The following is a 25230-nucleotide window of genomic DNA, read 5'->3' as shown; positions in this document are numbered from 1 at the left end:
GCTCGTGGGGCTCTGGTCGACGGATCAGCCTATGTTTCTTCAGCGCCTCGCGGCGGGACAGCGACGACAGGGCCTGGCCGCGAGCGCCGACGAAGCGGCGGACCTCCGCCGGGTCCGTCCGGGCGTACTGGCGCAGCGCCCAGCCGATCGCCTTGCGGATGAAGAAGTCCCGGTCGTCGAGGTTGGCGTCGATGCAGGCGTACAGCAGTTCGAGGTCGGTCGCCGTCGTGAACGACAGTTGGCAGATGATCGACGTGCGGCGCCGCCACAGGTCGCCGTCGCGGCTCCAGCGCAGCATCACGGGGCGGATCGCGGCGGGGTCGACGGCGAGCAGCGGTCCGATCCGGCGGGCGGCGATCTCATCCACATAGTCCCACCAGGCGCCGGTAGTGATCATCTCTTCGTACAGGTCCAGCGTCTGCGCCCGCTGGTAGGGGCGGTAGGCGCGATGGCCGGTCAGGTCGATCGCGGCGTACCGCTCCTCCCGGTAGGCCGCGTCCCGCCAGATCGNGAGGACGGTCGCCGTCCAGCTGGCCAGGTCCGGCANCGTCCGCGCGGCGAAGACGGGACGCAGCACCCGTTCCCGCGCGGGCTTCGGCACGCCGCGGTAGGGCATGTCCGACTTCATGTACGCCTGCATGCCCGGTGCCTTCGCCGGGTCGGCGGCGCCGGCGAGCGCGGCCCGCACCCCCGCCACCAGCCCACCGTCGACCGCGCCGTCGACCGCTGCGTCACGCTCTCCCGCCACGGCTTGACATGGTGCCCGCCACGACCGGCAGGCCGCTCGCGGGGGGATGCGATCGTGGCCGCGGGATTCTTCGCGTCGGGCGACCGCGCCGGCACGAACGTCGTAGCCATCGCCGCCGCCCACGGGACCTGGCGGGCCGGGGGCGTGTGCGGGACGCGGACGCGGGTAGTTCGCCGGTCGCGCCGCGCAGCGGCGCCGCCGCCGAGGGTGGCGGAATCTGGCGAGAAGAGGTAGGTATGCGCGGGTCCGAACGGGTACTCGATCGGCTCGAACGGGAGCAGGCGCTTGATGCGGTCGCCGGGCGCGCCCACGCGTTCTGGTCGAAGGCGCTTCGCTCGCCGCGGCTGCGCGATCTGCTCAGCGGCCGGGCACTCGGGCATCCGCTGCACCCCGCGGCCGTGATCGTGCCGGCGGGGACGCTGCTGAGCGCGACCCTGCTCGACGTCACCGGCGGGTCCGCCCTGCGCCCGGCCGCGCGGCGGCTCATCGGGCTCGGGCTGCTGTCCGCCGGTCCCGCGGCGGTCGCCGGGTGGTCGGACTGGCTCGACACCGACGGCGCCGAACGCCGCGTCGGGCTCGTGCACGCCGCCTGCAACATCGTCGGTATCGGGTGTTACACGGCATCCTGGTGGCAGCGGCGTAATGGCAGGAGCGGGGTGGCTAAGGGCGGGGTGGCTGGGAGCGGGCTGGCCGCGAGCCTCGCCGGGGCGAGNGCCCTCGGGGTCGGTGGGTGGCTGGGCGGCCATCTCGCCTACGCGCTCGGGGTGGGGGTGGACACCACCGCGTTCCAGCGGGGCCCGGCCGACTGGACGGACGTACTGGCGGCCGGCGAGGTCACCACGGCGCTGCGGCAGGTCGAGGTCGACGGCGTGCCCGTGCTGCTGACCAGGGTCGACGGCCGGATCGTCGCGATCAACGACCGCTGCACCCACCGGGGCGCCCCTCTCAGCGACGGNGACCGCGACGGGGACTGCGTGCAGTGTCCCTGGCACGGCAGCCGGTTCGCTCTGACCTCCGGTGACGTCGTCCAGGGGCCGGCGACCCGCCCGCAGCCGGTCTACGAGGTCCGCGAGCGCGGCGGGCGGGTGGAGCTGCGCCGCTCGGAGGTCCGGGCCCTGCGCGCCAACCCCGTCGGTCCCTCACCCGACCGGGTACCGGTCGGCTGAGGTTCGGCGTCCGACGTCCGACGTCGGGCCGTCGGGCCGTCGGGTGTCCGGTGCCCGGCATCGGGCGGAGACCTGCCCCTGTGCTGCTTCGGACACCTGACGGCATCCTTCGCTAGGTTTCCTCCATGGCCTTCTCCCTCATCGTCGTCGGCGCGACCGGAAACGTCGGGCGCGGCATCGTCGCCGCAGCCCGCGAGCGGGACTGGGAGGTGACGGCCGTCGACCGCGACACCGTCGGCTTCGACGCTCTGCCCGAGGAGTTCGCCGGCGTCAAGACCGTCGTGGGCAGCGTCGCCGACGCCGAGCGGGCGGCCGAGCTGGCGGCGCGCCTGGACCTGGCCTCGGCCGACGCCGTCGTCGTCGCCGTGAACATCCCGTGGACGCCCACGCCGGTCCTGGCGACGACCTGGCAGCAGGCCGACGACCACCTCGGCCCCTACCTGCGGCTGCACCTGAGCGCGGCGACCACCTTCCTGCCGGCACTGTCGGCCGGCGCGGTCTACCTGGGCATGGGCGGCGGCATGGCGGACATCCCGGCCCGCGGGATGGGCGTGGTGTCGATGGCCCAGGCCGCGCAGCGGATGCTCTACCGGCACCTGGAGCGGGAGGCCCGCGCCAGCGAGGTGCTGGTTCGCGAGGTCATGATCCGTGCCATGGTCCACGGCTTCGGCCAGCCCGGCGAGCCGGGCCCGGGCATGCTCGGCTCCGACGTCATCGGCGAGCGGGTCTGTGACGTCCTCGTCGACGCGAAGGAGCGCGACGTCGTCGTCGTCCTCGAGGCGTAGGTCCCGCGGCGACACCCGGCGCCCGACTCCCGCCTCCTACGCCGCCGAGCCCGAGCCCGGGCCCGGGTCCGGCAGCAGGGCCTCGTCGCGGCGGCGCAGGATCTCGTCGACCGTCTGCTCCGGCGTCAGCGCACCGCTGTCCAGCCATAGGCCGACGCGCGGTGTCTCGGTGCGCAGGACCGCGTCGAGCTGGGCGGGACTCCACCGGGTGCCGTACGCGACCTTGTCGCGCCCTGCCTCTCGTCGTCNCACCACGTCGACGTCGGGAGCCAGGATCACGAGCCGCAGCGGACGGCTTCGCAGGTACGACAGGAATGTCTCCAGGAGTCGGCCGACAATCACGTCCTCGACGACGGTGTGAAACCCTTCCCGACTACAGGAGTCGGCGATCATGGCGGCGTGTCGATACCGCAGATCGAGCTGGGCCAGAGCCGGCGCGGTGGGTTGGGCGGTCATTTCCTCGCGACCGTTGCGGACCATCACCCNCAGCACGTCGCCCTCGACCAGAACACTCGGCGAGAGGCGGTCCGAAAGCAGTCGGGCCACCGTCGACTTTCCGCTGGCCGAGATGCCGGTGACGACGTAAAGGTCGCGCTCGGGACCCTGCGACATGCCGCGCAGTCTACGGCGTCAGGGTGGCGGCGACGGTGTCGGCGAACTCGGTGGCGTAGGGCGACAGCGCCGGCCAGCTGCGGGCCGCCCAGCCCACGGCGAGTGGGGTGAGAGCGGGAATCGGGATCGTCCTGGTACGGCTTTCCGGCAGCGACGTGGGTCCGGGCAGCGCCGGGAGGATGGCCGGGGCGGTGCCGAGTTCGGCGAGGAGAAGGGCCGTGTCCCAGTCGGCGATTCCCGCCGGTGCCGGGGGGCTGACGCCGAGTCGGACGAGGCTTTCCTCGAGTCGCAGACGCGAGGTCGAGTTCTCGGGCTGAGCAATGTAACTGATGTGGCCCAGATCCTCCGGCCGGATCACGGCGCGCTGCGCGAGCGGGTCGTCGGGGCGCACGACGAGCACCCACGGAAGGTCGATCACGGATCGCTGCTCGATGCCGGGCAGCGGCTGACCCAGCGTGATCCAGGCCAGGTCGACCTGGCCCGCCTGCAGGATCTGGACACAGTGCTGGGTCGAGTTCGCCGCGTGGAACTCCAGCGTCACCTTCGGATAGCGCGCACGGAACGCGACGACGGCCTCGGCCATGAAGTGCCGCACGGTGACACCGCCGGTGGTGATCCGGACGGCCCCGCCGACGCCGCGGCGAAGGTCGTCCAGGTGCTGCAGTGCGTCGTCCAGCGAGGCGGTGGCGCTCAGGGCGGCCAGGTACAGCAGCCGACCGGCGGGCGTCGCCACCACTCCGCGCGGCTGCCGCTCGAGGAGCGTCAGGCCCGTCGCCCGCTCGAGCCGCTTCACGTGCTGACTCACGGCGGACTGGGATCGGGAGCTGTCCCGGGCGACGCTGGCCAGGCTGCCGGCAGCACAGACGGCGACGAACACCCGGAGATCCTCGAGGGTCACCTGACCCAAGCTATCACTTGGGTCAGCTCGATAAAACCCGTCGATTGACTTGGGTCCAGATTCGCCGCACGATGACGGTGCACGGAATCGGAAGCGTGGCGGCAACCCGTCCGCGGCCTCGCAGGCGGCGTGTCCAGGGACCCGGGTCCCGGCCACGGCTGCCCGGGTGCCGCCGGGCGGGTGCCGACCCCGACAGTGCGACGGCGGACAGCCAGGACCGGGGAGAGAGCCGACAATGCCCTTCCTCATCGGGATCGCCGGGCCGGTCGCCGTCGGAAAGAGNACCATCGCGCGCAGGCTGGGCGAGCTGCTGTCCCGCCGGCCGGCGGCCCNGAGCACGGGCAGCGTCACGACCGACGGATTTCTCCAGCCGAACCTGGTCCTGGAGCGGCGCGGAATCCTGGATCGCAAGGGATTTCCGGAGTCGTACGACCAGGCGGCGCTGCTGCGGTTCCTCACGGCGGCGAGGGCGGGCCGGCAGGTGCGAGTCCCGGTGTACTCGCATGAGCACTACGACGTGGTGCCGGGCCGGTCGGTGACGGTGGNCCGGGAGGACATCCTGATCGTCGAAGGTCTCAACGTGCTGCAGTCGTGTCGCGGCCCGGACGGCCGCGGCCCGGNAGTGCACCTCAACGACCTCTTCGACCTCACCCTGTATGTGGACGCCGACCTCGACGATCTGCGCCGGTGGTATGTGGCTCGCCTGCGGACACTCCTGCGGACGGCACAGGGAAATCCTCCCGCGCATCTTCGTCGGTACGCCTGCCTTTCCGCGACCGAGATCGCCGAGGAGGCGACGAGGCGCTATCGGGAGATCAACGAGGTCAACCTGGTCGAGAACATCCAGCCCACCCGGGAGCGGGNCGACGTCATCGTGCGCAAGGGTTCCGATCACGCCGTGCGGGAGGTGCTCGTACGNGGGAGNGGGGACGCCACGACCAGCGCGGCGGCCAGCGCGCTGCCCGTGATCACGACGATGATCAGGGCCCGGTTCCGCGTCACGGAGGTACCCGCAGTGCCCGCGTGACACCTCCGCGGGGGAGCACGGGCTCCGAAGCGGGCACGGTAGCGCGTGAAATCCCAGGTCAGGGCGCATACGNCGGACCGGGCTGCGGGCCCTGTGCGGGCGACCGAAACGGCGGTCCGGGGCGCAGGTGCGCGAGAGCCTCTCCCCAGCGGGAGCCCGGCTCCCCGGACGGCCGAACCCATGACTGCTTGTGGGCGATTTGACCGCTAAGGTGAGGTCCACGGAGCGTCTGACGAGCGTCAGACGGGGAGAGGGCGGTCGCGGTGGCTACGGCTGAGGACGAGGTGTCGAGCGCGGCACGGGATGTTCCCGCGGCGCAGAGATTCATCGCGGCCGATCTGAAGATGGACATCCCGCATTCGGCGCGGGTCTATGACTACTTCCTCGGCGGGAAGGACAACTTCCCGGCCGACCGGGCCGCCGCCGAGCAGATCATCAGTGTCTTCCCGGACGTCCAGAACACCACCCAGCAGAACCGGGCGTTCATGCTGCGGGCGACCCGCTACCTGGCCAGGGAGGCGGGCGTCCGGCAGTTCCTCGACATCGGGACCGGCATTCCCACCAGCCCGAACCTGCACGAGGTCGCCCAGGAGCTCGCGCCGGACTCCCGGGTCGTCTACGTCGACAACGACCCGATTGTGNTCGTGCACGCCCGGGCGCTGNTGACCAGCAGCCCGGAGGGTCGCACCGCGTATGTGGACGCCGACTTCCACGACCCCGCACGCATCCTGGCCTCCGCCGAGGTGCGTGACACCTTCGACCTGACGCAGCCCATTGTCCTGTCCCTGATCGGAATGCTCCACTTCATCCCGGACGAGGGTGATCCGCATGGCCTGGTCCGTACGCTGACGGATGCTCTGCCGTCGGGCAGCTTCCTGTCGCTCACGCATGGCACGGCGGACTTCGCCCCGGCGGAGGCGGAGTCGGCCGCGGAGATCTACCGGCAGCAGGGCATCCCGACGCGCCTGCGCTCCCGCGACGAGGTGCTCCGCTTCTTCGAGGGCTTCGAGTTCGTCGACCCCGGCCTGGTCAACGTCCTGCGCTGGCGGGCCGACGGCACCACGGACGGACTGGCCGACGCTCAGGTCGGCACGTACGGCGCAGTCGCCCGCAAGCCGTAGTCCCCGCGCCGGAGGTTCATGCGATGACCGCACCGTCAGGCACCCACGAGCCCGCCCGCCGCTTCGACGGCCGCGTCGCCTTCATCACCGGCGGCGCGGCCGGTTTCGGCCTCGCGTTCGCCCGGGAACTCGCCGAACGCGGGGCCTCGATCGTGCTCGCCGACATCGACGCCGCCGCCGCCGAACGTTCCGCGGCCGCCCTGACCGAGGCCGGCCACCCGGTGCTGCCCGTGCGGTGCGACGTCGCCGCCGAGGACACCGTCGACGCGGCGGTCGCTGCGGCCGTCGAGCGTTTCGGCGGGATCGACATCCTGGTCAACAATGCGGGCCGGCACCTGACCCGGTACAACCTGCCGNTCCAGACGCTGGCCCGCGACGACGTGCGCGAGCTGTTCGACGTGAACGTCATGGGCGTCGTGAACTGCTCGCTGGCCGCCCGGCCGTCGATGGCGGCCAGGGGCGGCGGGTCGATCATCAACATCTCGTCGATGGCGTCGNACCTCGGGACGTCGCCGTACGCGGTGTCGAAGCTGGCCGTCCGTGGCCTGACGGTCGCCTTCGCCACCGAGTTCGCGCCCGACAACATCCGGGTGAACGCGATCTCACCCGGGCTCATGGACACCGAGAGCGCGATGGCCGACCTGCCCGCGGAGCTCGTCCGGGACATCATCGACCAGCGCCAGCTCATCCACCGCCAGGGCCGCGTCGCCGACATCGTCGCGGCGCTGATCTACCTGTGCTCGGCCGAGGGCGGCTTCGTCACCGGCGAGACGCTCAAGGTCACCGGCGGCTTCCCGCTCTACTCCTGATCCGCCCGCGCCGGTCAGCCCCCGCCCGGCCGCCTGGTCAGCTCGCGTCCCGTCCGCCTCCCTGAGGCCGGGTCAGCCCTCCCACCAGTGGGAATAGGGGCGCCAGGCGGCCANTTCCCACCGCTGCGGGCGGCGCGTGACGAGGAGAACCGTGATGAAGGCGTGGCATTTCGTGGCGACCGGGGAGCCCCTGCGGCCGGTGGAGCTTCCCGACCCGGTGGCGGGGCCCGGCCAGGTGGTCGTGGACGTTCGCGCGGCCGGGCTGTGCCACACGGACATCTCCTTCATGAACGGCGAGGTGCCGGGCATGCCGTCGCACCTCCCGATCGTNCTCGGCCACGAGATCGCCGGGGTGGTCGCCGAACTCGGCGCCGGCGTCACGGGCTTCGCCGTCGGCGAGCGGGTCGGCATCGCCCCGGTCCTGCACGACGGTCCCGGGGTGGGCCGTGACGGCGGCTACGCCGAGCGGGCGCTGGCGCAGGTCGACGAGCTCGTGCCGGTGCCCGCCGGGGTCGACTACGCGCAGGCCGCCGCCGCCACCGACGCCGGGGCGACCGCCTACCACGCGGTGAGCGCGGTCGGCGAGGTGGCCGGCGGCAGTCGCGTCGGCGTGATCGGGCTCGGCGGCCTCGGTCAGATCGGCGCCCGGGTGGCCGTCCTGCTCGGTGGCGAGGTCCACGTCACCGACGTGCGGGCCGAGCTGGCGACGACGGCTGACCTGCTGGGCGCGGCGTCGTTCACCACCGACGCCGGTCGGTTCGCCGGCCTCGACCTCGACGTGGTGTTCGACTTCGCCGGCGTCGGCACCACGCGGCTCGCCCTGAGCGCGGCCCGCCCCGGCGGCCGGGTCGTGCAGGTCGGCGCGGGCCGGCCGGAGACGACCATCAGCATCGTCGACCTGGTGGTGCGCCGCCTGGAGCTGCGCGGCACCCTCGGCGCCACCAAGGAGGACCTGGTCGCGGTCTATGCGCTGCTGGCCTCGGGCGCGCTCGACCCGGTCATCTCCACCGTCGGCTTCGACGCCATCCCCGACGGGCTCGAGCGCCTGCGCCGGGGCGAGGCCGAGGGGCGCACCGTGGCGGTCCGTTAGACGGGCGGTCCATTGGACGGGCCGTCCGTTGGACGGGTAGTCCGTTGGACGGGTAGTCCGCGTCACCGCGCCGGTCCGCGTCGCGGGCGCGGCCTTCCTGCCCTAGTCCTGCCTCGGTCCTGCCTCAGTCCGTGGCTCGAGGGCGGTCCGGCCGAGGTNGNGGCTTCACGTCCGCCGCCTGAGTCAGCTCGAGTGCGGCTCGCAGCCGTGCGTTCTCGGTCTCCAGCTCGAGCACCCTGGCGATGCCGGCGAGGTTCAGTCCGGCGGCGAGTAGATGCCCGATCCGTTGCAGCCGGGCCAGGTCGTCGCTGCTGTAGCGGCGGGTCCCTCCGCCGGTGCGGGCCGGGTCCAGCAGCCCGCGCCGCTCATACGCGCGCAGGCTCTGCGGGTCCATCCCGACCAGATCGGCGGCCACCGAGATCCCGTACACCCCTTGGGCCGGGTCGACGTCGGACGGGCTCACGGGGCGCCTCCAGGGACTCGCCCGGACGGCCGGCCGGGGTCTTGCCTCAGTCTGCCACCGGTGCTATACAAAATCTATGTCAGCAGCCACAGATAAGTGGATGACCTGACGTGCTGGTCTACAAGATCGTGATCGTGGAGGTGGAGTTCCGATGTTGGTGCGCACCGACCCGTTCCGGGAGCTGGATCGGCTGAGCCAGCAGGTGCTCGGCACCCTGGGCACGGTGGCCCGGCCGAGCGGGATGCCGATCGACGCCTGGCGCGACGGCGAGGAGTTCGTGGCGGAGTTCGATCTGCCCGGGGTTGACCCCGCCAGCGTGGATCTGGACGTCGAGCGCAACGTGCTGACCGTGCGGGCGCAACGCCCGGCCCTGCGAGGAGACCGCGAGGTCCTGGTCGCCGAGCGGCCCCGCGGAGTGTTCAGCCGCCAGTTGATCCTGGGCGACAACCTGGACACCGAGAAGATCACCGCCAGCTACCACGCCGGCGTGCTGACCCTGCGGATCCCGGTCGCGGAAAAGGCCAAGCCCCGGAAGATCGCGATCGAGACGTCCAGCGACGACCGCCGGGCCATCCACGCCTGAGCCGGGGCGGGACCGATGACGACCCCACCGGGGCCGGCGCCGGTCCGGCCGGTCGAGGCACAACTGGCCGACCTGATCTGCGCCGACCCCGACCTGCTGCACGCCGAGTTCGACGCGATCATCTCGGCCGGGTGGGACAGCGACGTTCCGACGGGCAGGCCAGGGCGGCCACCCGTGCCGGGCCCAGCGTCGCCGGGACCACCGCCGACCGCGTGCCGTCCCCACCCGCACCCGTCCGGACCGCCGGTCGCCCGACGCCCCCAACGCAGAGCCGGGCAGCGGGCGCCGCCCAGCAGCCCGAACCCCGACATCGAGGCAGCAGCACGGCGAAGGGAGACCTAGCCACTACTCACGACCCAAGGAGATTCCCTCAGCACGTCGTCTCGCGCACAGGTCTGGCCCCGGGCGCCCTTACCCGGGGCCAGACCTGCCTTCAGACGGCGGCCCGGTGGTGCGCCCAGGCCTGGTCGAGGGCCTGGGTGAACAGCTCGACGGGCTGCGCGCCGGAGACGCCGAAGGCGTCGTCGAGGACGAAGAACGGTACCCCGGTGATGCCGAGGTCGCGGGCGGCGCGTTCGTCGGCGCGCACCGCGTCGGTGTAGTCGTCGCCCTTCCAGACCCGGCGGACCTCGGCGGCGTCGAGGCCGGCGGCGGTGAAGACCTCGACGGCGGTCTCGGCGTCGAACACCGGCCGGCCCGCGCCGAAGTGGGCCGCGTTCAGGGCGCTGACCGCCTCGGCCTGCCGGCCGGCGTCGGTGGCCAGGTGCAGCAGCCGGTGCAGGTCGAAGGTGTTCCCGCTGAGCCGGTCGGCGGTGTACTGCAGCCCCTCGCCGCGGGCGGCGTCGGCGACGCGGTTCTCCATCGCGGCGACCTCCTCGACCGGGCGCCCGAACTTGGCGGCCAGCGCCTCGCGCAGGGGGCCGGACTCGCCGCGGGGCAGCGTCGGGTCCAGCTCGTAGGAGTGGAACACCACGCTCACCTCGTCGCGGTGCGCGAAACCGGCCAGGGCCTGCTCGAAGCGCGCCTTGCCGATGTAGCACCACGGGCAGACGACGTCACTCCAGATGTCCACGCGCATGNGTCCGACCGTCACCCTCCTCGTCGCGGGCCCGTCGCGGGGCGCCGACCTGCTGCNACCCCGCGGCCGGCGGGCGCACCAGGCCCGACCGGCGACCCTGCCGTCCACCGTCGCCGGAGGTGAACACCGCGCCGGACGGGGAGATTCCGGGTGCTGTACAAGTGTTCAGCTTCCTGACCGTCGATTGACTGGGTTGGNCGACGCGTGTGACCCTCGGCACGTCCGGTTGGACGCGCAGAGGTGAACGCGGAGGCGACGCATGGCATTACGGGTGGTTGTCGGCTACACCGGCGGGGTCGGAAGCACGGTGGTCCGGCTCGTGCAGGGCAACCCGGCGTTCGAACTCGTCGGTGTTCTCGTGCACAGCGAGGACAAGGATGGTAAGGACGCCGGCGACATCGTCGGGATCGCCCCCACGGGCGTCATCGCCACCCGCGACGTCGACGCGCTGATCGGGCTGAAGGCGGACGTCCTCGCCTGGCACGGCATCGACTGGCAGCCGGAGCTGATCGCGCGGTTCATGCGCGCGGGCACCAGCGTCTACTCCAGTCACGGCGGCTGGTTCCTGCCGAGCGAACCCTCGTACGACCTGATTCAGGCCGCGGGCGAGGAGGGCGGCTCCGCCCTGATCGCCGGCGGCAACATCCCCGGCCTGATCAGCGACGTCCTGCCGCTGTTCGCCACCGGCTACAGCGCCGACGTGACGTACGTGCGCGCCTGGCAGAAGGACCACGTCCCGCACTACCCGTCGGCCTTCCAGCTCGGCGAGTTCCTCGGCTTCGGCCAGGAGATCCCCGAGAAGGTGGACCTCGACGGCGAGCTTTCCTTCGCCGACGCGTCCTGGCAGTGGTNCATCGGCCAGTCCGCGCAGATCGTCGCCCGGGCCCTCGGCATTCCGTACGACGGCACCAAGCTGACGAAGAAGGAGTTCGGCGCGGCGCCGGAGGACCTCACGCTGNAGCCCAGCGGCCTTCACATCCCGAAGGGGCACGTCGCCGGGGCCCGGTGGACGCTGACCGCCTACTCCAACGGCAAGCCGTTCTACGAGCTCGTCAACGAGCAGAGCGCGGTGCTCGGCCTCGGCGACGACTGGCGCCAGGACGACGACGAGCCCAACTGGCGCGTCGTCGTCGAGGGCAGCCCGTCGATCGAGCTGCAGTTCGGCCTGCCCGGTTCGCACGACGGTCCGGACCACGTCGCCGCCCTCAACGCCGCGCGCGCGGTCGCCTGCCTGCCCGGCGTCGCCGCCACGCAGAAGACCGGCTGGGTCACGGTGCTCGACCTGCCCGCGCCGGTCGGCGTGGTGTCCGGGGCGCTGCAGTCATGAGTGCGCAGCGCCTGTCCGGCAAGGTCGCCCTCATCACGGGCGGCACGCGGGGCATCGGCCGGGAGTTCGTCGAGCGGTTCGCCCGGGAGGGCGCGTCCGTCGTCTTCACCGGCCGCTCGGTGGACGCCGGCTCGCAGATCGAGCAGGAGGCGAAGGCCCGCGGGGAGAACGTCACGTTCGCCGCCGGCAGCGCGGCGTCGGAGGACGACGTCCGCGCGGCGGTCGAGCTGGCGGTGTCGACCTACGGTTCGCTGACGACCGTCGTCAACAACGCGGCGGCGACGCACCTCACCGGGCCGGGACGGCCCGACACCAAGGTCGCCGANGTCAGCACCGAGGTCTTCGACGAGATCGTCCGCATCGGCCTGTACGGGACGTTCTGGGCGGCGAAGTACGCCATCCCGCACCTCATCGCGGCGGGCGGCGGCGCGATCATCAACATCTCGGCGGCCTCCAGCGTCCTGTCGATCACCGGGCGGCCGAGCTACCAGTCCTCCAAGGGTGCGATCAACTCGCTGACCCGGCAGATCGCGGTCGACTACGGCCAGTACGGCATCCGCTCGAACGCCATCATCGTCGGCTTCACGAACACCGGCGGCGAGGAGATGACGAAGATGGTCGCGAACGAGGCGCTGATGGCGCCCGTCCGCAAGACGATCATGTTGCCTCGGCTTGGCCTGTCCAGCGACATCGCGAGCGGAGCGGTGTTCCTCGCCTCCGACGAGGGCTCGTTCATCACCGGCGTCCTGCTGCCGATCGACGGCGGACTCACGTGCCACCTGGAGATGCCCGACACGGCGAGCGCCGCCGCCCTCGGCGACTGACCGGCGCCGCCTCGCTCCCGGCCAGGAGGGCGGAGCGAGGCGGCGGCGACGGCGGCGTCGAGTGGGTCAGGCGCCGCCGGTCGGGGTGAGCGCGACGACCGGGATGACCCGGGTCGTCGCCGACTGGAACTCCAGCAGGATCGGGAACGTCTCGGCGTGGCGCGCGTAGATGGCGTCGCGCTCCTCACCGAGGATCTCCGTGGCCGTCAGCCGGACGGTGTCGCTGCCGATCTCGGCGGTGACCTCCGGGTGCGCGCGCAGGTGCCGCAGCCACCGCGGATCCTCGTCGAGCCCGTCGTTGATGGCCAGCACGACGCAACGGTCGGCGTCGGCGTCGGCGAAGTAGCTCAACGGCACGATGTGCGGCGTGCCGTCGGCATCGTGGCCGCTGTGCAGCAGCAGCCGGGTGGGCCCCGCGAACCTGCCGGTCGGCTTGCCGCCGGTGGCCCGGTACTCGGTGATGTAGTCCTCGATGTCCTGGGCGGTGAAGGTCTTCCTGCTCATCGTGTCCGCTTTCTCTTCCCAGCTGGTGACCCGACGATCGGGCTGATGCGTCGCCCGGTCGGGGCACGTGGTCGCTCGGCCGGGCATTCTGAATACGGGACGAGCCGGACCCGGCTCCGCGGGACCTTCCTCCCGGCGGCGCCCGCCGTCCGGCCCGCCGCCGCCCGACGTCCGGCCCGCGGTCGGACGGCGGGGTACCCGCCGACTCGCTGCGCCCCGGCGGTGCCGCGGGACGTCAGCTGCGCTGCTCGGATGCGGTGCGTCGTGCACGGTCTGCGGGCTCGGGCCGGGCTGGACGTGCCGCAACCCGCCCACCCCGGAGGGGGCCGGCCGCGACTGCGGCGTCGTCGACCGCACGCACCTGGGTGGCGGCGGCGGGAATGCGGTCGCGGGACGGGGAATTGACCTGAGGGTGAGTGTTGCTGACGACGTCCTTCCGCTGGCCGTTCTCGACTTCGTCGGGATCGAGCACGGCGAGAGCCCGAGCGCCGCGATCGCCGGCGCGGTGAGCATCGCCCAGGCCGTCGAGGCGGCCGGTTACCGGCGGTACTGGGTCTCCGAGCACCACAACATGACCAGCCTGGCGTGCAGCGCCCCGGAGCTGCTGACGGCCCACGTCGGCGCGCACACGTCCCGCATCCGGGTGGGCGCGGCCGGCATCATGCTGCCCAACCACGCGCCGTTCAAGGTCGCCGAGACGTTCCGGACGCTGCTGGCGATGTACCCGGGGCGGATCGACCTCGCGCTCGGTCGGGCCCCGGGAACCGACCCGCTNACGGCCCACGTGCTGCGCCGGGGGGTGGCAGGCGACCCGGGCGCGGAGTTCCCCGGGCAGGTCGGCGAGCTGTTGGCGTTCCTCGGTGACGGCTTCCCCGCCGGCCATCCCTACGCGCAGCTCGTGGCCGCGCCGCTGGTCGAGGAGCGGCCCGAGCTGTTCGTGCTGGGGTCGAGCCCGTACGGCCCGCGCTTCGCCGCCGTCAACGGCCTGAGCGCGGTGTTCGCGCACCACATGAGCCCGGATCTCGCCGTGGAGGCGCTGCGGGCCTACCGGCGCGAGTTCACCGCGCGCACCGACGGCGCGACGCCGTACGCGGCGATGTCCGTGCTGGCCTTCGCCAGCGACGACGAGGAGGCGATCGGCGAGTTCGAGNCCGCCTGGACCCTGATGATCCAGAACATCACCCGCGGGATCCGCGAGCCGCTGCGCCCCGACGACATCCGCGCGTTCGCCCGGTCGCCCCAGTTCCGCGCGGCCCGCGGTGACGACGGCCGGATGGTGACCGGTGCGCCGAAGTCCGTCGCGGGGCGGCTGCTGGAGCTCAAGCAGGAAGCCCAGGTCGACGAGATCGTCGTCGTCACCCCGAACCTCGACCGGGACCGCCGCCGGGACAGCTTCGCCGCCCTCGCCGACGCCTGGCGCCAGCTCGCCTGAGCGCACCGCCGCCGCAGCGGCCGCCTCACTGCGGGCGGCGCCCTTCGGCCTGGGACAGCTCGGCGGCTCCGATCACGACGCGCTGTCGGGCCACAGGGGGCCGGTGCCGACGAAGCCGCTCGGCGCGAGCCAACGATTGCGATACGTCACCGCCTGCGGGGGTTCTCGACGGGCGACCGCCCAGCGCCCCGTCGGGTAGCCGAAGGAGACGCAACACGCGTTGATCCAGTTCTCCTCGAACGGCACTCCCAACGCGGCCAGCGTCTCCAGGCCGTGGCCGACGCCCCGGCGGGGAGACCCGGCGGGCCCTCTCGAGATCCCGCCGTCCGTCCGCCTCGGGCGCCGGAACAGGAATCCGTTTCCGTTTCGGGGGCCCCAACGATACGGAAGATCATTCCGGTTTGCAGGGGTGCCGGTCAGCGGAGCTGGACGGCGACGCGGTCACGCCCGCCGTGCTTGGCCTCGTACAGCGCGGCGTCGGCGCGGGCCAGCAGGTCGCGCAGGCTGCCGTCGGCGGGTGACCGCGCGGTGAGGCCGACGCTCAGCCGGATGTCGAGCGGCCCGGCCGAGGTGTCGATCGGATCCCGGGCGAGGGCGTTGCGCAGCCGCTGCCCGAGGCTCTCGGCGGTGGTCACCGGCCCGGACATCAGCACGGCGAACTCCTCCCCGCCGATCCGGCCGATGAGATCGTCGTCGCGGAACGCCCGCCGGATGCGCCGGGCGACCTCCGTGAGGACCTCGTCCCCGACGAGATGCCCATAGGCGTCGTTGACCCGCTTGAAGTGGTCGATGTCGACCATCGCCGCGCACACCGGGCGGCCCGCGGCGGCCTGGGCGGCGTAGAGGTGGTCCGCCCGCTCGAGGAAGTGCCGCCGGCTGGCCAGGCCGGTGAGCTGGTCGGTGGCCGCCAGGCGCTGCACCTTCTCGAACAGCCAGGCGTTCTGGTAGCCGATGACCACCTGATCGATGATGGTCTGCGCGATCTGGATGCGTGTCTCGGAGTAGCAGTCGGGTGTCCGGGAGGCGAGCACGACGACCATCTCGATGCTCTCCCGCAGCGGGACGGGCGCGGCCAGCCAGCTGCGGGCCCCCCGCCCGCCGCCCGGCAGCGCCATCGCGTCGGCGGTGGCGAGCACCTCGCCGTGGTCGAAGGCGCGTGCGATCGGACCGCCGGGGGCCGGGCGCAGTTCGGTGCCGACGAGGCCGTCCGCCACCTCGCCGTGCGTCGAGCTGATCCGCACGGTGCCGCCCACCCGGGTCAGCACCCAGGCGACGTCGAACGGCAGCACGGGCCCGGCCGCCGTCAGCACCCGCCCGAGGATCTCCCGGGTGTTCAGGGTCGACGTCGCCTGCAGCGTGACGTTGCGCATCGTCTCGGCCAGGTCCCGCTGCCGGCGTTCCGCCGCGACGACCGCCTGCAGGCGGGCCGCCTCGGCCATGTTCAGCGACAGGCCCACCTGCTTGGCCAACGTGATGAGGATGCGGGCGTCGTCGGAGTTGAACAGGCCCTTGGCGACCCGGCTGTCCACGTAGATGACGCCGCTGCGCCCGCCGTCGATCGGAACCGGCGCCGCGAGAATGCTGCGCAGCCCGTACTGGACGGCGCTCTNCGAACCGAGCGCGGCCCCCTCGTCCGTGCCCGTGACCACCAGCGGCCGCTGCTCGGCCTGGACGCGCTCGACGACGGTCATGGCGATGCCGCGCGGCGGCTCGTCCGACCCCTCGCGCGGCCCTCCGTCCTGCCCGCCGCCGGGTTCCCCGTCCGCTGCGCGCTCGTCGCTCTGGTCGGCGTGGCGCTCCGCGTAGAGGCGCAGCCGCCCCGAGTCGCCTTCGCGGTCGGCCGGGTCGGGGAGCAGCAGCAGCGCCCGGTCCGCCCCGAGGATGGAGATGATCTCGTCGAGGGCCACGGTGGCGACGGCCTGCGGCGTCGTCTCCCGCCCGGCCGCCGCGCTCACCTGGAGCACCGCGTCGAGCCGGCGCCGGTCCCGGGACGCGGTGGCCNGTGACGCCGCGCCGCTGGCCTCGGCGAACGACAGCCCCCGCTCGGTCAGCTCGAACTCGCGGTACACCCTGTGCTCCCGGCCGATCCAGCCGTACCTGGCGGCCACCGTCGCCGCCAGCTCCGCCTCGGTGGTGGCGCGGTCGGGCTCGTCGAGCGCGCGCAGGCAGCGGGCCCGCTCCAGCAGGGCGTCGAAGCGGACCCGGGGCAGGTCGAGGGTGCGGGCGGCCCGTTCCGCCGCATCCACCAGGTCGAGCGCGCCGGCGTGGTCGCCGGCGAGCTGGCGGTCGACGGCCCGCAGCACCTGCAGGTCGGCGGCGAACGGGGGGTAGTCCGCGGCGCGGCGGGCCTCGCGCAGCGCCGCGTGCGCCGTGCGGTGGCGCCGGGCGCGGACCGGCCCCGGCGGGGCGGCCCGCGCCTGCTCCAGCCGGCCCCGCGCCCGGGTGATCCAGAACTTCCGGAAGAACCGGGGCACGCGCCAGGACGGTTGGACGACGGCGTCGCCCATCTCGACCGCGGCGTCGAAGGTCGGCCCGAAGTCGTCGTCCTCGACCTCGAGCTCGGCGACGTCGCTGCAGATCAGGTAGCGCCGGATCCGCTCGACCTCGGACTCGTCGTCGAGCGCACCGAGCCCGGGATGGGGGACCGGCGGATACCNCAGGGTCCGGGCGAGCCTCGCCCGCAGGATGGCGAGGTCCGCCTGCACGCGATCGCCGTGCGGCCTGGTCTCGCAGCTCGCCCACGCCTCGCGGTCATGCCCGCGCAGCGCGAGGCTGCGCACCAGGATCGAGTAGCTGCTGGTGAAGAAGAACGTCTCGATCCACCGGTGGGCGCGCCGGAACGTGTCCTCGGAGTCCCGCTCACCCGCGACGTTGCGGCCGGCGAACAGCAGCGCCGCGGACGTGTACAGGTAGGCCTCCGCCCGCAGCACCGGATCGTCGCTGTCCGCCACGAGCTCCCGCAGCCGGCTCACCCCGCGCTCCACCACCCGGGCGCGCCGGAAGTCCGCCGCGACGAGGACGAAACAGCCGTGACTGCGCACGTACTCCTCGCCCGAACCCAGCCGCTGACTGGGGTGGACGGCCGACATCATGAAGGCCAGCATCGGACCGATCCGCCCCGAGATCCATTCGCTCAGGATGCCGATCTCGTAGAGGCGGCAGCGGATCTCGTGNAGCTCCCGGCACTCCCCGCGGGCTGCGCCGAAGCCCGTCCACGGTCGGCGGCACGCCATGCCCGCCGCCCACCGACCCACGCTGACGGCAGCCATCGCGGCCGGGTTGGCGGGCAGTCCGCGGCCGATCTCGGCCAGCCCCCGGTGGACGTAGTCCAGCGCCGCGGCCGTCCGGAACTCGGCGAACTCCACCCCGGCCAGTTCCAGCAGGGCGCGGGCGCGGCGGCGCGGATCGGTCTGCGTGCGCAGCGCGCGGGTGAAGTGGGTGCGGGCGTCGGCGGGGGCGAGCGTGCGCGCGGAGGCCAGCGCGAAACCCTCCTCGAACGCGGCGTCCGGTTCGACGCCCGCCTCGTCCGCGGCCGCCTGCGCGGCCCGGTACAGGGCCACGGCCTCGTAGGGCGCCGGGGTGGCCAGCGCCGCCGCCGCGGCGGCCGAGGCCAGCCGGAAGCGACGCTGCGGCGCGATCCGCCCGGCGATGGCATGCCGGGCCAACTCGTACAGGTGGCCGTCGCCGCTCGCACCGTCGCCGCTCGCACCGTCGCCGCGCGGGCCGACGGTGTCGAGCGCCTCGACGACGCGCCGGTGCGCGATGATCCGCTCCCACGGGCTCATGGTCGACAGCAGCGCCTCGTGGACGCAGTCATGGACGAAGGACCAGGTTCCGTCCCGGCCGCGGGCCGCGAGCTGACGGGCCTGCGCCTCGGCGGTCGCCATCGAGATCGCGGCGCTGCTCTGGCCGCTCGCGGCGGTCAGAAGCGCGAGGTCGAAGCCGCGGCCGATGACGGCGGCGACCCCGAGGACCGCCGCCGCGGTCGGGCTGAGCGCGTGCACCCGATGGCGGATCAGGTCGAGGACCTCCTCGGGCAGCGGCAGCGAGTCCAGGCCGGTGCGGTCGAGGACGAAGCGGCCCCAGTCGGGCCGGACGAGCCCGGCGTCGATCACGGCCCGGACGTACTCCGCCACGGCCAGCGGGTTCCCGGACGAGCGCACGGCGACATCGCGAGCGAAGGCGTGGTCGGTGATCTCGCCGAGATAGTCGCGGATCACCTCCGCGACCTCGTGCTCGTCCAACGGGCCGAGCGTGATGTCCCAGCTGGTGGCGGATCCGGCCGCCACGCGCAGCCGCGGATCCCGGGTCGCGTTGACCAGCAGCAGCGGCGCGGGGTCGGTCGAGGCCGTGAGATCCTCGAGGATCTGCCGGTCGGCCGGGCCCAGCCAGTGGGCGTCGTCCACCCAGATGACCAGGCCGTGGCTGCGGATCGCGAGCCGGCTGAGAAAGCCGGCCGCGGCCGCACGCAAGCGCGGTTCGCCGGCCTCCGGTTCGCGGGCGGGGCGGTCCACGTCCCACGCGCGGGCGAACAGCGGGTGCACGCGGGCGAGCAACGCGGCGTCGGGACCCGCGGCCGACACCATCCGGGCGAGCAGCTCCCGCCGCCGCGGCTCGGGCAGGCTCGCCAGGCCGCGCAGGTAGCCGTCGATCAGATCGTGCAGCAGTGCCAGGGGCGCGGAGCCGTTCGCGGCGCACCGCCCGCGTAGGACCACCGGTCCGGCCCCTGGTGCCTCCGCCGGTCCGTCCGCCGGGCCGTCCGCCGGGCCGGGCGGAGTGCCGGGTGGGGTGGCGGCCGGCCCGGGCGCGGCGAGGAGGTCCTGGATGAGGAGGGTCTTGCCGGCGCCGGCCTCCCCGACGACCGTCACGACGCCACGTTCCCCCACGGTCCATCGTTGCCCCGCCGTGGATCGTTCGCCGGCGGTACATCGTTCCCCGGGGGTCCGTCGCTGCGCGGTGAGGCATCGTGCCCACGCCTGTCGCAGCAGCGCGCGTTCGTGGCGGCGGCCGACGTGGCGACCCCGGACCAGCAGGTCCGGGTCGCCCGCGCCGGCCGCCGCGGCCTGGTCGACCGGGGGACGCGCGAGCCCGGCCACGCCCGGCGCGAGCGGCGTCAGCGCCGCGACGACGTCGAGGGCGGACGGGAAGCGGTCGTCCGGGTCCTTGGCCAGCAGCCGCGTCACGACCGCGGCGAGTTCCGCCGGGACGTCCGCGCGGACCTGCGTCAGGGGACGAGGCGTCGCGACCGCGTGCAGGCGGAGCAGCTCGGCGGTGTCGCCGGCCTGGAACGGCGGCGAGCCGGCCAGGCAGGTGTGGAGCACCGCGCCGAGGGCGTAGAGGTCGGAGCGCGGCTCGACCGGCCGTCGCAACATACCGGTCTGTTCCGGGGCACCGAACAGAACCGTGCCGACGGCCCGGTCGGTGGGTGGCCCGCCGGCCCGGGTCATCAGCCCGAAGTCGAGCAGGGTGGCCTTCCCGTCCGGTCCGATCATGATGTTGGCGGGCTTGACGTCCTGGTGGACCAGGCCGCGCCGGTGCGCCTCGGACAGCGCCGACGCCACGTCCAGCGCCACCCGGGTGGCCTCGGCGATCCCCAGCGGCCCCTCGGCGATCCGCGCCTTGAGGGACTCTCCCTCGATCATGTCCATGATGAGAAACGGGTGATCCGCCGTGTGCCCGGNGGCCCGAACCCGCGCTATGTTGGGGTGGTTTATGCAGGCCAGAATGGTGGCCTCGCGGGCGAACGCACGCACGACGGACTCGTCGCGCGCCACCGCCCGAAGGGGCACCTTGACCGCATAGTTCCGGCCCTCCCGCTCCGCCCGATACACGACGGAGTAGGCGCCGCGCCCCAGCTCCTCCCGGATCAGGACGCCGGGTATCTCAACCTGAACCACACAGCGTCACCTCGTCACCTGAACCACACAGCGTCATCTCGTCCGCGCCTATGCTCCACCTGTCGCGGTCCGTACCGGCTCACCCCGGACCTGGTGACTGTCTCGCGATATGCGGGTGATCGCACGTCGAGTCCGCACCGCGACGACCGCCGGGATCCGCCGGCCGGGTGCGCTCGGCGTCCCCCTGGTCACAGATCCACGGTGGCGAGATGATCGGTGGTGCCCCCGCGCCACTCGACCAGGAAGAGGGTCGCGTCGTCGCTGGTGATCCCGCGCCGTTCCCGCATCAGCGCATGGGAGACTCCACGCACCATTTCCCGCACGTCTTCGCCTCGGGCGCGTTCGACGATTCCGATCAGTCGTTCCTCGCCGAACTGTTCTCCGCCGCTTTCATGCTCCTCGACGAGACCGTCGGTGAAGAACAGGACGCGGTCCCCGCGCCGGAGTCTCTGCTCGCTGATCTGAGGTATGTCACCGCCGAAGCCCACCGGTAGCGTTCCCGGACCCGCCAGGGTCTGGATGACCTGGTGATCGCGGATCAGCAGTGCTGGTGGGTGACCCGCGTTGACCCACTGCAGGTGACCTGTCCCGACATCCAGGCGCATCATCTGCGCGGTGACGAAATGGTCGGGGCCGAACTGCCTGTTGATGGCCGCGTCCATGAACATGTAGAGCTCGGCGAGCCCGACGTCGGCGCGTCGGGCGTGCCGGTAGGCGCCGATCGCGACCGTCGCCAGTACGGCGGCGTCCAGGTTGTGCCCCATCGCGTCGATGACGGACACGTGCAGGATGTCGTCGTTGAGGGCGTAGTCGAAGCTGTCACCGGCGATGTCGTAGGCGGGTTCGAGGATGCCGGCCACCGCGACCTGCGGGGTGAGCATGGTCAGCGGGGGCAGCAGGGACCACTGGATCTCCGCGGCCACGCTCATCGGCGCGCGGCGCCGGGCCCGGAAGAACTGGTCGGTGTAGTTGCTCTTCGTGACCAGCATGTCGGCGACGAGGCCGGCCAGCNGGCGCAGCAACCGGCGGTCGTCGTCATCGACGGTGGTGAGGGTGAGAGCGAGCACTCCCACCTGGTCGCTTCCGTCCAGCAGGGGCAGGTACATCCGCACACCGTCCGCCCGTGACTGCTCGACGGTCGTCGCGCCGAGGAACGCCGTGCCAGCCGGGGAGTCGTCGATCGGCTCGGGCTCTCCGATCGCGAGGCCTCGGCCCGGCAGCGGCGTCAGCACCCGCTGCTCGTAGTCCTGCAGCAGGATCGTGATGTCCCGACCGCCGATCCTGTTCACTTCTTCGGCCACCAGCGGGGCGATCAACTGCGGCGGCATCTCGTGCGCGCGGTCCAGCAGCAGGCCGAGCAGCCGCTCGCCGAACCCCTCCGACCGATCCACCGGAACATCGCGAGAGCCCTGTCCGCCTGCCACCGTGGCCATCCCCTGTCCCTCGCCCGCCCCTCCCAGCTGTGCGAGCCTGACCGGACGACGTCAACCGGTCACGCCGACACCCCGCCTCAACCACTGCTCGATAGGCTGGAGAACCACTGCGCCGTCTCGGGGCGGGCGCCGGGAGCGCTGGCGAAGTCGTTCAGCCAGGGAACACCCGGGTACCGTTCCCGCAGCCCCGTACGGACCTGTGTTCGCCGAGACGTGCCGGCAGGTGTCGATCTGCGTCCCGGACCTTCTGCCCGCNCCGGAGGCCCGGATTCACTCTGCCGTCCTACCCGAGGGGATCACTGAAGAGCCCGGTCAGCCGCGGAGTCGGCGCATGGGTCGTCGTAGCCCGGGGTGTGGTGGTTCGAGGGGCTGTGGCTCGGGGTGTGACGTTTCGGGGTGCGGTGGGGCGGGGCGGTGCTGTCTGGGCCGGGCGACCGGCGGAGACGACGAGACGGACGTCGGAGCCTCGGTCCGCCGCCGTGATCCGGGGCTGCTGGTCGATGACCGTGCCCACCGCGGCATCCGACCGACGTTCCTCCCNCGTGACCTGGAATCCGGCGTCCGTGAGCTGTTCGACGGCGGTCCTGGCAGGCTGGCCGACGACGTCGGGCACCGGGAGCTGAAGGCTCACCACGGTGATGGTCACCTCGGTTCCGGGCTCCACCTTCTCCCCGGNGTGATCCTGCGCCTCGACCCACCCCGGTGGGGCGCCCGCCCTGACCGCGGTGCTGATCTGCGCGGTGACGGCGAGGTTCGACCGGCGGAGCACGGTCTCGGCATCNGACTGCGACCGACCGACGACATTCGGGACCGCAACCGCGGAGCGACCGGCTGAGACGGTGAGAACCACGGGCGAGTCCGCGCGGACGACGTCGCCGGACTGCGGCCTGACCGCGAGGACGGTGCCCCGTGCCCGGTCATCCGGCCTGCGGGTCTGGGTGATCTGGCGGAAGCCGGCAGACTGGAGCGAGGCCTTCGCGCGGGTGACGGGAAGGCCGACCAGCCCGTCGGGAACGGCGGCGTTGGCCGGGCGGGACGGTGACGTCGTCCGATGGATGAGGAGTGCGACCACCGTGATGACGGCCGCGATCGCCAGCGTGCCGGCGAGGACGGTCAGCCGCCGGCCCGGTCGGCGACCCCGCCGGACGGCGGAATCGGGTTCGGCGTGTGCGGTGACCGACTCGTCGGTCACCGGAGGGGCCGCGACAGGCGGGATCTCGGTGACGCCCGCCCCGATGCCGAGCGTCGCCTGGCTGCCGAGCGCCGCGTTGCCGCCGAGCGTCGCGTTGCTGATGAGCGTCGCGTCACTGACGGGCGTCGGGTTGCTGACGGGCGTCGGGTTGCTGATGAGCGTCGCGTTACTGACGGGCGTCGCCTCGATGCCGGCGGCCGCCAGGGGGGCGGCGCCGCCCAGAAGGTCGGCCAGGAGATCAGCGACATCCGGGCGCGCCGCCGGGTCCTTCGCCAGCGCCCGAAGAATGAGCGGTCGCAGGGAGGCGTCCAGGCCGTTCGTTGCGGGTCGGGAGTGCAGCACCGCGTCCCGCAGTTCCCGGTGGTCCACCCCGGCGAAGGGGAAGCGTCCGGTGCCGGCATAGGTGAGCACGCTGCCCCAGGCGAACACGTCGGTCGCCGGGGTCGGGCGTTGACCGGTCCACTGTTCTGGGGCCATGAGCTGAGGTGTTCCGGGCTGCTGGCCGCTGGACACGGTGATGCCGACGGCCTCGTTCAGCGCGCGGGAGATGCCGAGGTCGATGACTCGTGGACCGGTCCGGGAAAGGATGATGTTGGCTGGCTTGATGTCACGGTGCACGATCCCGACGCGGTGAAAGGCAAGCATGGCGGACGCCAGGTTCAGGGCGAGCTGATGCAGCTCCGATCGGGACAGCGGCCCGCGTGTTCTGATTTCCTGGCTCAGCGTCGGCCCGGCGATGAACTCGGTCACCAGATACGGGTCACGGGTCGCGGTGTCCGCGTCCAACACCGACGGGGTGTACGGACTGTTGATCCGCCGAGCGTTGTCNACCTCCCGGGCGAACCGGGCAAGGAAGTCGGCCTGCCGGGCAAGGTGACGGTGCAGCGTCTTGGCCGCAACCCAGCCACCGNCCGGGTTCCAGGCCAGGAACACGGTCCCCATCCCGCCCTCACCGAGTCTGCCGAACAACCTGTACGGCCCCAGCGCCGGGGGATCGTCGTCCTCGAGCTCGGTCACTCCGTCCGGCAGGACGGCAGGACTGCGCACGGCCTGGCCACCGCTGTCCGCCAACACCGGACCATGCACCTCCCGCAGCACGCCGAGTACGCACACGATATTGGGGAAGGCCGCGCCCAGAATCTCGGGTGCCAGCATGGCCGTCTGCCGCCGAGGGCCGAACTAGCGTGAGCGTGGAGATCGGGCCCGTTCGCCGTCGGCCGGCCCGAGCCGGGCCGCGAGGTCGAGTTGGGCCGGAAGGCCGAGCCGGGCCGGGAGGTCGAGCCGGGCGAGGCGGCCGGCGTCGACGAGGGCGTGGATCTCGGCGATTCGCTCGTCGGCGACGACGAATCCCATGACCGAGACCGGCCTTCCGTCGATGGTGATGACCACTCCGGCGGTGCCGTTGACCAGCACCGGGTGCACCACCGCCGCGGGCTGGGCGAACAGGAGCGCCCGGCGGGCGACGTCGCGCGCCCCGCGCACCACCGCCGAGGCCTGCGGCCGGCCCGCCCCGCCGTCGGCACGCAGCACGACGTCGGGGTCGAGCACCGCGACCAGGGACGTCACGTCGCCGCCGCGGGCCGCGGCGAAGAACGCGTCGACGACCCTGCGTTGGACGGCGTGGTCGGCGTCGGGGACGGGCGTGTCCAGCGCCCGCACCCGTCGCCGGGCTCGGCTGGCGAGTTGGCGGGCCGCGGCCGGCGAGCGGCCCACCATCGGCGCGATCTCGTCGAACGACAGGTCGAACAGGTCGTGCAGCACGAAGGCCAGTCGCTCGGCGGGAGCCAGGGTGTCCAGCACGGTGATCAGGGCGAGCCCGACCGCCTCGGCCAGCAGGGCCTCCTGCTCGGGCTGCCCCGCCCCGGTGGCCGGGGCGAGATCGATGATCGGATCGGGCACGTGGACGCCGGCGAGGTCCTCGGGACGGTTCCTGCGGGCGCGCAGCATGTTCAGGCAGATCCGCGCGATGACCGTGGTCAGCCAGCCGGCGAGGTTCTCGACGGCGCCGACGTCGGATCGGCTCAGGCGCAGCCAGGCCTCCTGCACCGCGTCGTCGGCCTCATCGAGGGAGCCGAGCATCCGGTAGGCCACGGCGCGCAGATGCCCGCGGTGCTCCTCGAAGCGCCGGGCGAGCCGTTCGCGTTCGTCCATCGGTCACGATCCTCCGTCGCGTTGCCGTTGCCGTTGCCGTCCTGTCGGNACGCAGCACAGGTGCTCGGGTCGGTGGCGGGCAGGATCGTC

The 25230-nt window shown here is 72.8% G+C and carries 17 protein-coding genes and 15 pseudogenes; 18 read left to right on the top strand and 14 right to left on the bottom strand.

The window, feature by feature from the left end:
- Positions 1-37: 37 nt before the first annotated feature.
- Both UK94_RS33125 and UK94_RS66635 read right to left on the bottom strand, forming a co-directional pair.
- Positions 38-510, bottom strand: a pseudogene (locus UK94_RS33125) (DNA alkylation repair protein); the annotation flags it as partial.
- Between the two features lie 37 nt (positions 511-547).
- On the bottom strand, positions 548-748 hold a 201-nt coding region (locus UK94_RS66635), incomplete at its 3' end, for a DNA alkylation repair protein (RefSeq protein ID WP_235490039.1).
- An 8-nt stretch (positions 749-756) separates the two neighbouring features.
- Here UK94_RS66635 and UK94_RS66630 point away from each other — a divergent pair.
- From UK94_RS66630 to UK94_RS26730, 4 genes and pseudogenes are all read left to right on the top strand, one after another.
- A pseudogene (locus UK94_RS66630) lies at positions 757-1460 on the top strand (DUF2231 domain-containing protein); the annotation flags it as partial.
- Between the two features lies 1 nt (position 1461).
- Positions 1462-1703: pseudogene (locus UK94_RS66625) on the top strand (Rieske (2Fe-2S) protein); the annotation flags it as partial.
- A 1-nt stretch (position 1704) separates the two neighbouring features.
- On the top strand, positions 1705-1914 hold a 210-nt coding region (locus UK94_RS66620), incomplete at its 5' end, for a Rieske (2Fe-2S) protein (protein WP_235490036.1).
- Positions 1915-2039: 125 nt separating this feature from the next.
- Positions 2040-2699, top strand: a complete 660-nt coding sequence (locus UK94_RS26730; protein ID WP_011605171.1) for an NAD(P)H-binding protein — start codon at positions 2040-2042, stop codon at positions 2697-2699.
- Between the two features lie 249 nt (positions 2700-2948).
- On the opposite strand, the pseudogene UK94_RS66615 reads toward UK94_RS26730, so the two are convergent.
- Positions 2949-3155: pseudogene (locus UK94_RS66615) on the bottom strand (phosphotransferase); the annotation flags it as partial.
- 166 nt (positions 3156-3321) lie between these two features.
- Positions 3322-4209: a LysR family transcriptional regulator gene (locus UK94_RS26720; RefSeq protein ID WP_041939438.1), complete on the bottom strand. Its 888-nt coding sequence runs from the start codon at positions 4207-4209 to the stop codon at positions 3322-3324.
- 1290 nt (positions 4210-5499) lie between these two features.
- Here UK94_RS26720 and UK94_RS66610 point away from each other — a divergent pair.
- The 7 genes and pseudogenes from UK94_RS66610 to UK94_RS26700 all read left to right on the top strand — a co-directional run.
- Positions 5500-5877 (top strand): annotated as a pseudogene (locus tag UK94_RS66610) (SAM-dependent methyltransferase); the annotation flags it as partial.
- A gap of 22 nt (positions 5878-5899) precedes the next feature.
- Positions 5900-6357: SAM-dependent methyltransferase (locus tag UK94_RS66600; RefSeq protein WP_235490034.1), on the top strand; the 458-nt coding region annotated here is incomplete at its 5' end.
- A gap of 23 nt (positions 6358-6380) precedes the next feature.
- Positions 6381-6713 (top strand): annotated as a pseudogene (locus tag UK94_RS66595) (SDR family NAD(P)-dependent oxidoreductase); the annotation flags it as partial.
- Between the two features lies 1 nt (position 6714).
- Positions 6715-6854 (top strand): annotated as a pseudogene (locus UK94_RS66590) (SDR family NAD(P)-dependent oxidoreductase); the annotation flags it as partial.
- Between the two features lies 1 nt (position 6855).
- A partial coding sequence (locus UK94_RS66585; protein WP_235490032.1) for an SDR family oxidoreductase occupies positions 6856-7166 on the top strand: 311 nt, incomplete at its 5' end.
- Between the two features lie 154 nt (positions 7167-7320).
- Positions 7321-7496: pseudogene (locus tag UK94_RS75165) on the top strand (alcohol dehydrogenase catalytic domain-containing protein); the annotation flags it as partial.
- Position 7497: 1 nt separating this feature from the next.
- Positions 7498-8256, top strand: a 759-nt coding sequence (locus UK94_RS26700) for a zinc-binding dehydrogenase (protein WP_235490030.1), incomplete at its 5' end; no start/stop codon positions are given.
- A 161-nt stretch (positions 8257-8417) separates the two neighbouring features.
- Here UK94_RS26700 and UK94_RS26695 read toward each other — a convergent pair.
- On the bottom strand, positions 8418-8719 hold a 302-nt coding region (locus UK94_RS26695), incomplete at its 3' end, for a helix-turn-helix transcriptional regulator (RefSeq protein WP_235490028.1).
- A gap of 151 nt (positions 8720-8870) precedes the next feature.
- Here UK94_RS26695 and UK94_RS26690 point away from each other — a divergent pair.
- Entirely contained in the window at positions 8871-9302 is a 432-nt protein-coding gene (locus UK94_RS26690; protein ID WP_011605162.1) for an Hsp20 family protein, read from the top strand.
- A 433-nt stretch (positions 9303-9735) separates the two neighbouring features.
- On the opposite strand, the gene UK94_RS26685 is transcribed toward UK94_RS26690, so the two are convergent.
- Positions 9736-10380: a DsbA family oxidoreductase gene (locus tag UK94_RS26685; protein WP_041939436.1), complete on the bottom strand. Its 645-nt coding sequence runs from the start codon at positions 10378-10380 to the stop codon at positions 9736-9738.
- Between the two features lie 259 nt (positions 10381-10639).
- Here UK94_RS26685 and UK94_RS66575 point away from each other — a divergent pair.
- The 3 genes and pseudogenes from UK94_RS66575 to UK94_RS66565 all read left to right on the top strand — a co-directional run.
- Positions 10640-11231, top strand: a pseudogene (locus UK94_RS66575) (dihydrodipicolinate reductase); the annotation flags it as partial.
- Positions 11232-11703: 472 nt separating this feature from the next.
- Positions 11704-12032 (top strand): annotated as a pseudogene (locus UK94_RS66570) (SDR family NAD(P)-dependent oxidoreductase); the annotation flags it as partial.
- 1 nt (position 12033) lies between these two features.
- On the top strand, positions 12034-12531 hold a 498-nt coding region (locus UK94_RS66565; RefSeq protein WP_235490027.1), incomplete at its 5' end, for an SDR family oxidoreductase.
- Between the two features lie 66 nt (positions 12532-12597).
- Here the strand turns inward: UK94_RS66565 and UK94_RS26670 are convergent.
- The gene (locus UK94_RS26670; RefSeq protein ID WP_011605156.1) at positions 12598-13035 is read right to left on the bottom strand and encodes a nitroreductase/quinone reductase family protein; all 438 of its coding nucleotides are present in this window, start codon (positions 13033-13035) and stop codon (positions 12598-12600) included.
- A gap of 412 nt (positions 13036-13447) precedes the next feature.
- Between UK94_RS26670 and UK94_RS66560 the strand changes: the two are divergent.
- From UK94_RS66560 to UK94_RS66550, 3 pseudogenes are all read left to right on the top strand, one after another.
- A pseudogene (locus UK94_RS66560) lies at positions 13448-13809 on the top strand (MsnO8 family LLM class oxidoreductase); the annotation flags it as partial.
- A gap of 1 nt (position 13810) precedes the next feature.
- A pseudogene (locus UK94_RS66555) lies at positions 13811-14185 on the top strand (LLM class flavin-dependent oxidoreductase); the annotation flags it as partial.
- 1 nt (position 14186) lies between these two features.
- Positions 14187-14467: pseudogene (locus tag UK94_RS66550) on the top strand (LLM class flavin-dependent oxidoreductase); the annotation flags it as partial.
- Positions 14468-14539: 72 nt separating this feature from the next.
- On the opposite strand, the gene UK94_RS33120 reads toward UK94_RS66550, so the two are convergent.
- The 7 genes and pseudogenes from UK94_RS33120 to UK94_RS26645 form a co-directional block, all read right to left on the bottom strand.
- Entirely contained in the window at positions 14540-14719 is a 180-nt protein-coding gene (locus UK94_RS33120; RefSeq protein ID WP_011605154.1) for a hypothetical protein, read from the bottom strand.
- A gap of 164 nt (positions 14720-14883) precedes the next feature.
- A pseudogene (locus tag UK94_RS66545) lies at positions 14884-16076 on the bottom strand (sensor domain-containing diguanylate cyclase); the annotation flags it as partial.
- A gap of 1 nt (position 16077) precedes the next feature.
- Positions 16078-16374: hypothetical protein (locus UK94_RS66540; protein ID WP_235490075.1), on the bottom strand; the 297-nt coding region annotated here is incomplete at its 3' end.
- Between the two features lie 1267 nt (positions 16375-17641).
- A pseudogene (locus UK94_RS66535) lies at positions 17642-20147 on the bottom strand (AAA family ATPase); the annotation flags it as partial.
- 1 nt (position 20148) lies between these two features.
- On the bottom strand, positions 20149-20364 hold a 216-nt coding region (locus UK94_RS66530), incomplete at its 3' end, for a protein kinase (RefSeq protein WP_235490024.1).
- 188 nt (positions 20365-20552) lie between these two features.
- Positions 20553-21245, bottom strand: a complete 693-nt coding sequence (locus tag UK94_RS66525) for a PP2C family protein-serine/threonine phosphatase (protein ID WP_268761666.1) — start codon at positions 21243-21245, stop codon at positions 20553-20555.
- A gap of 2923 nt (positions 21246-24168) precedes the next feature.
- Entirely contained in the window at positions 24169-25140 is a 972-nt protein-coding gene (locus UK94_RS26645; RefSeq protein ID WP_011605150.1) for a sigma-70 family RNA polymerase sigma factor, read from the bottom strand.
- Positions 25141-25230: the final 90 nt, after the last annotated feature.

Origin of the sequence: Frankia sp. AvcI1 (genome assembly GCF_001420875.1) — a bacterium.
Taxonomy (GTDB): domain Bacteria; phylum Actinomycetota; class Actinomycetes; order Frankiales; family Frankiaceae; genus Frankia; species Frankia alni.
The sequence above is the reverse complement of the archived record's forward strand: the minus strand, read 5'-3'. Positions and strand labels throughout refer to the sequence as shown.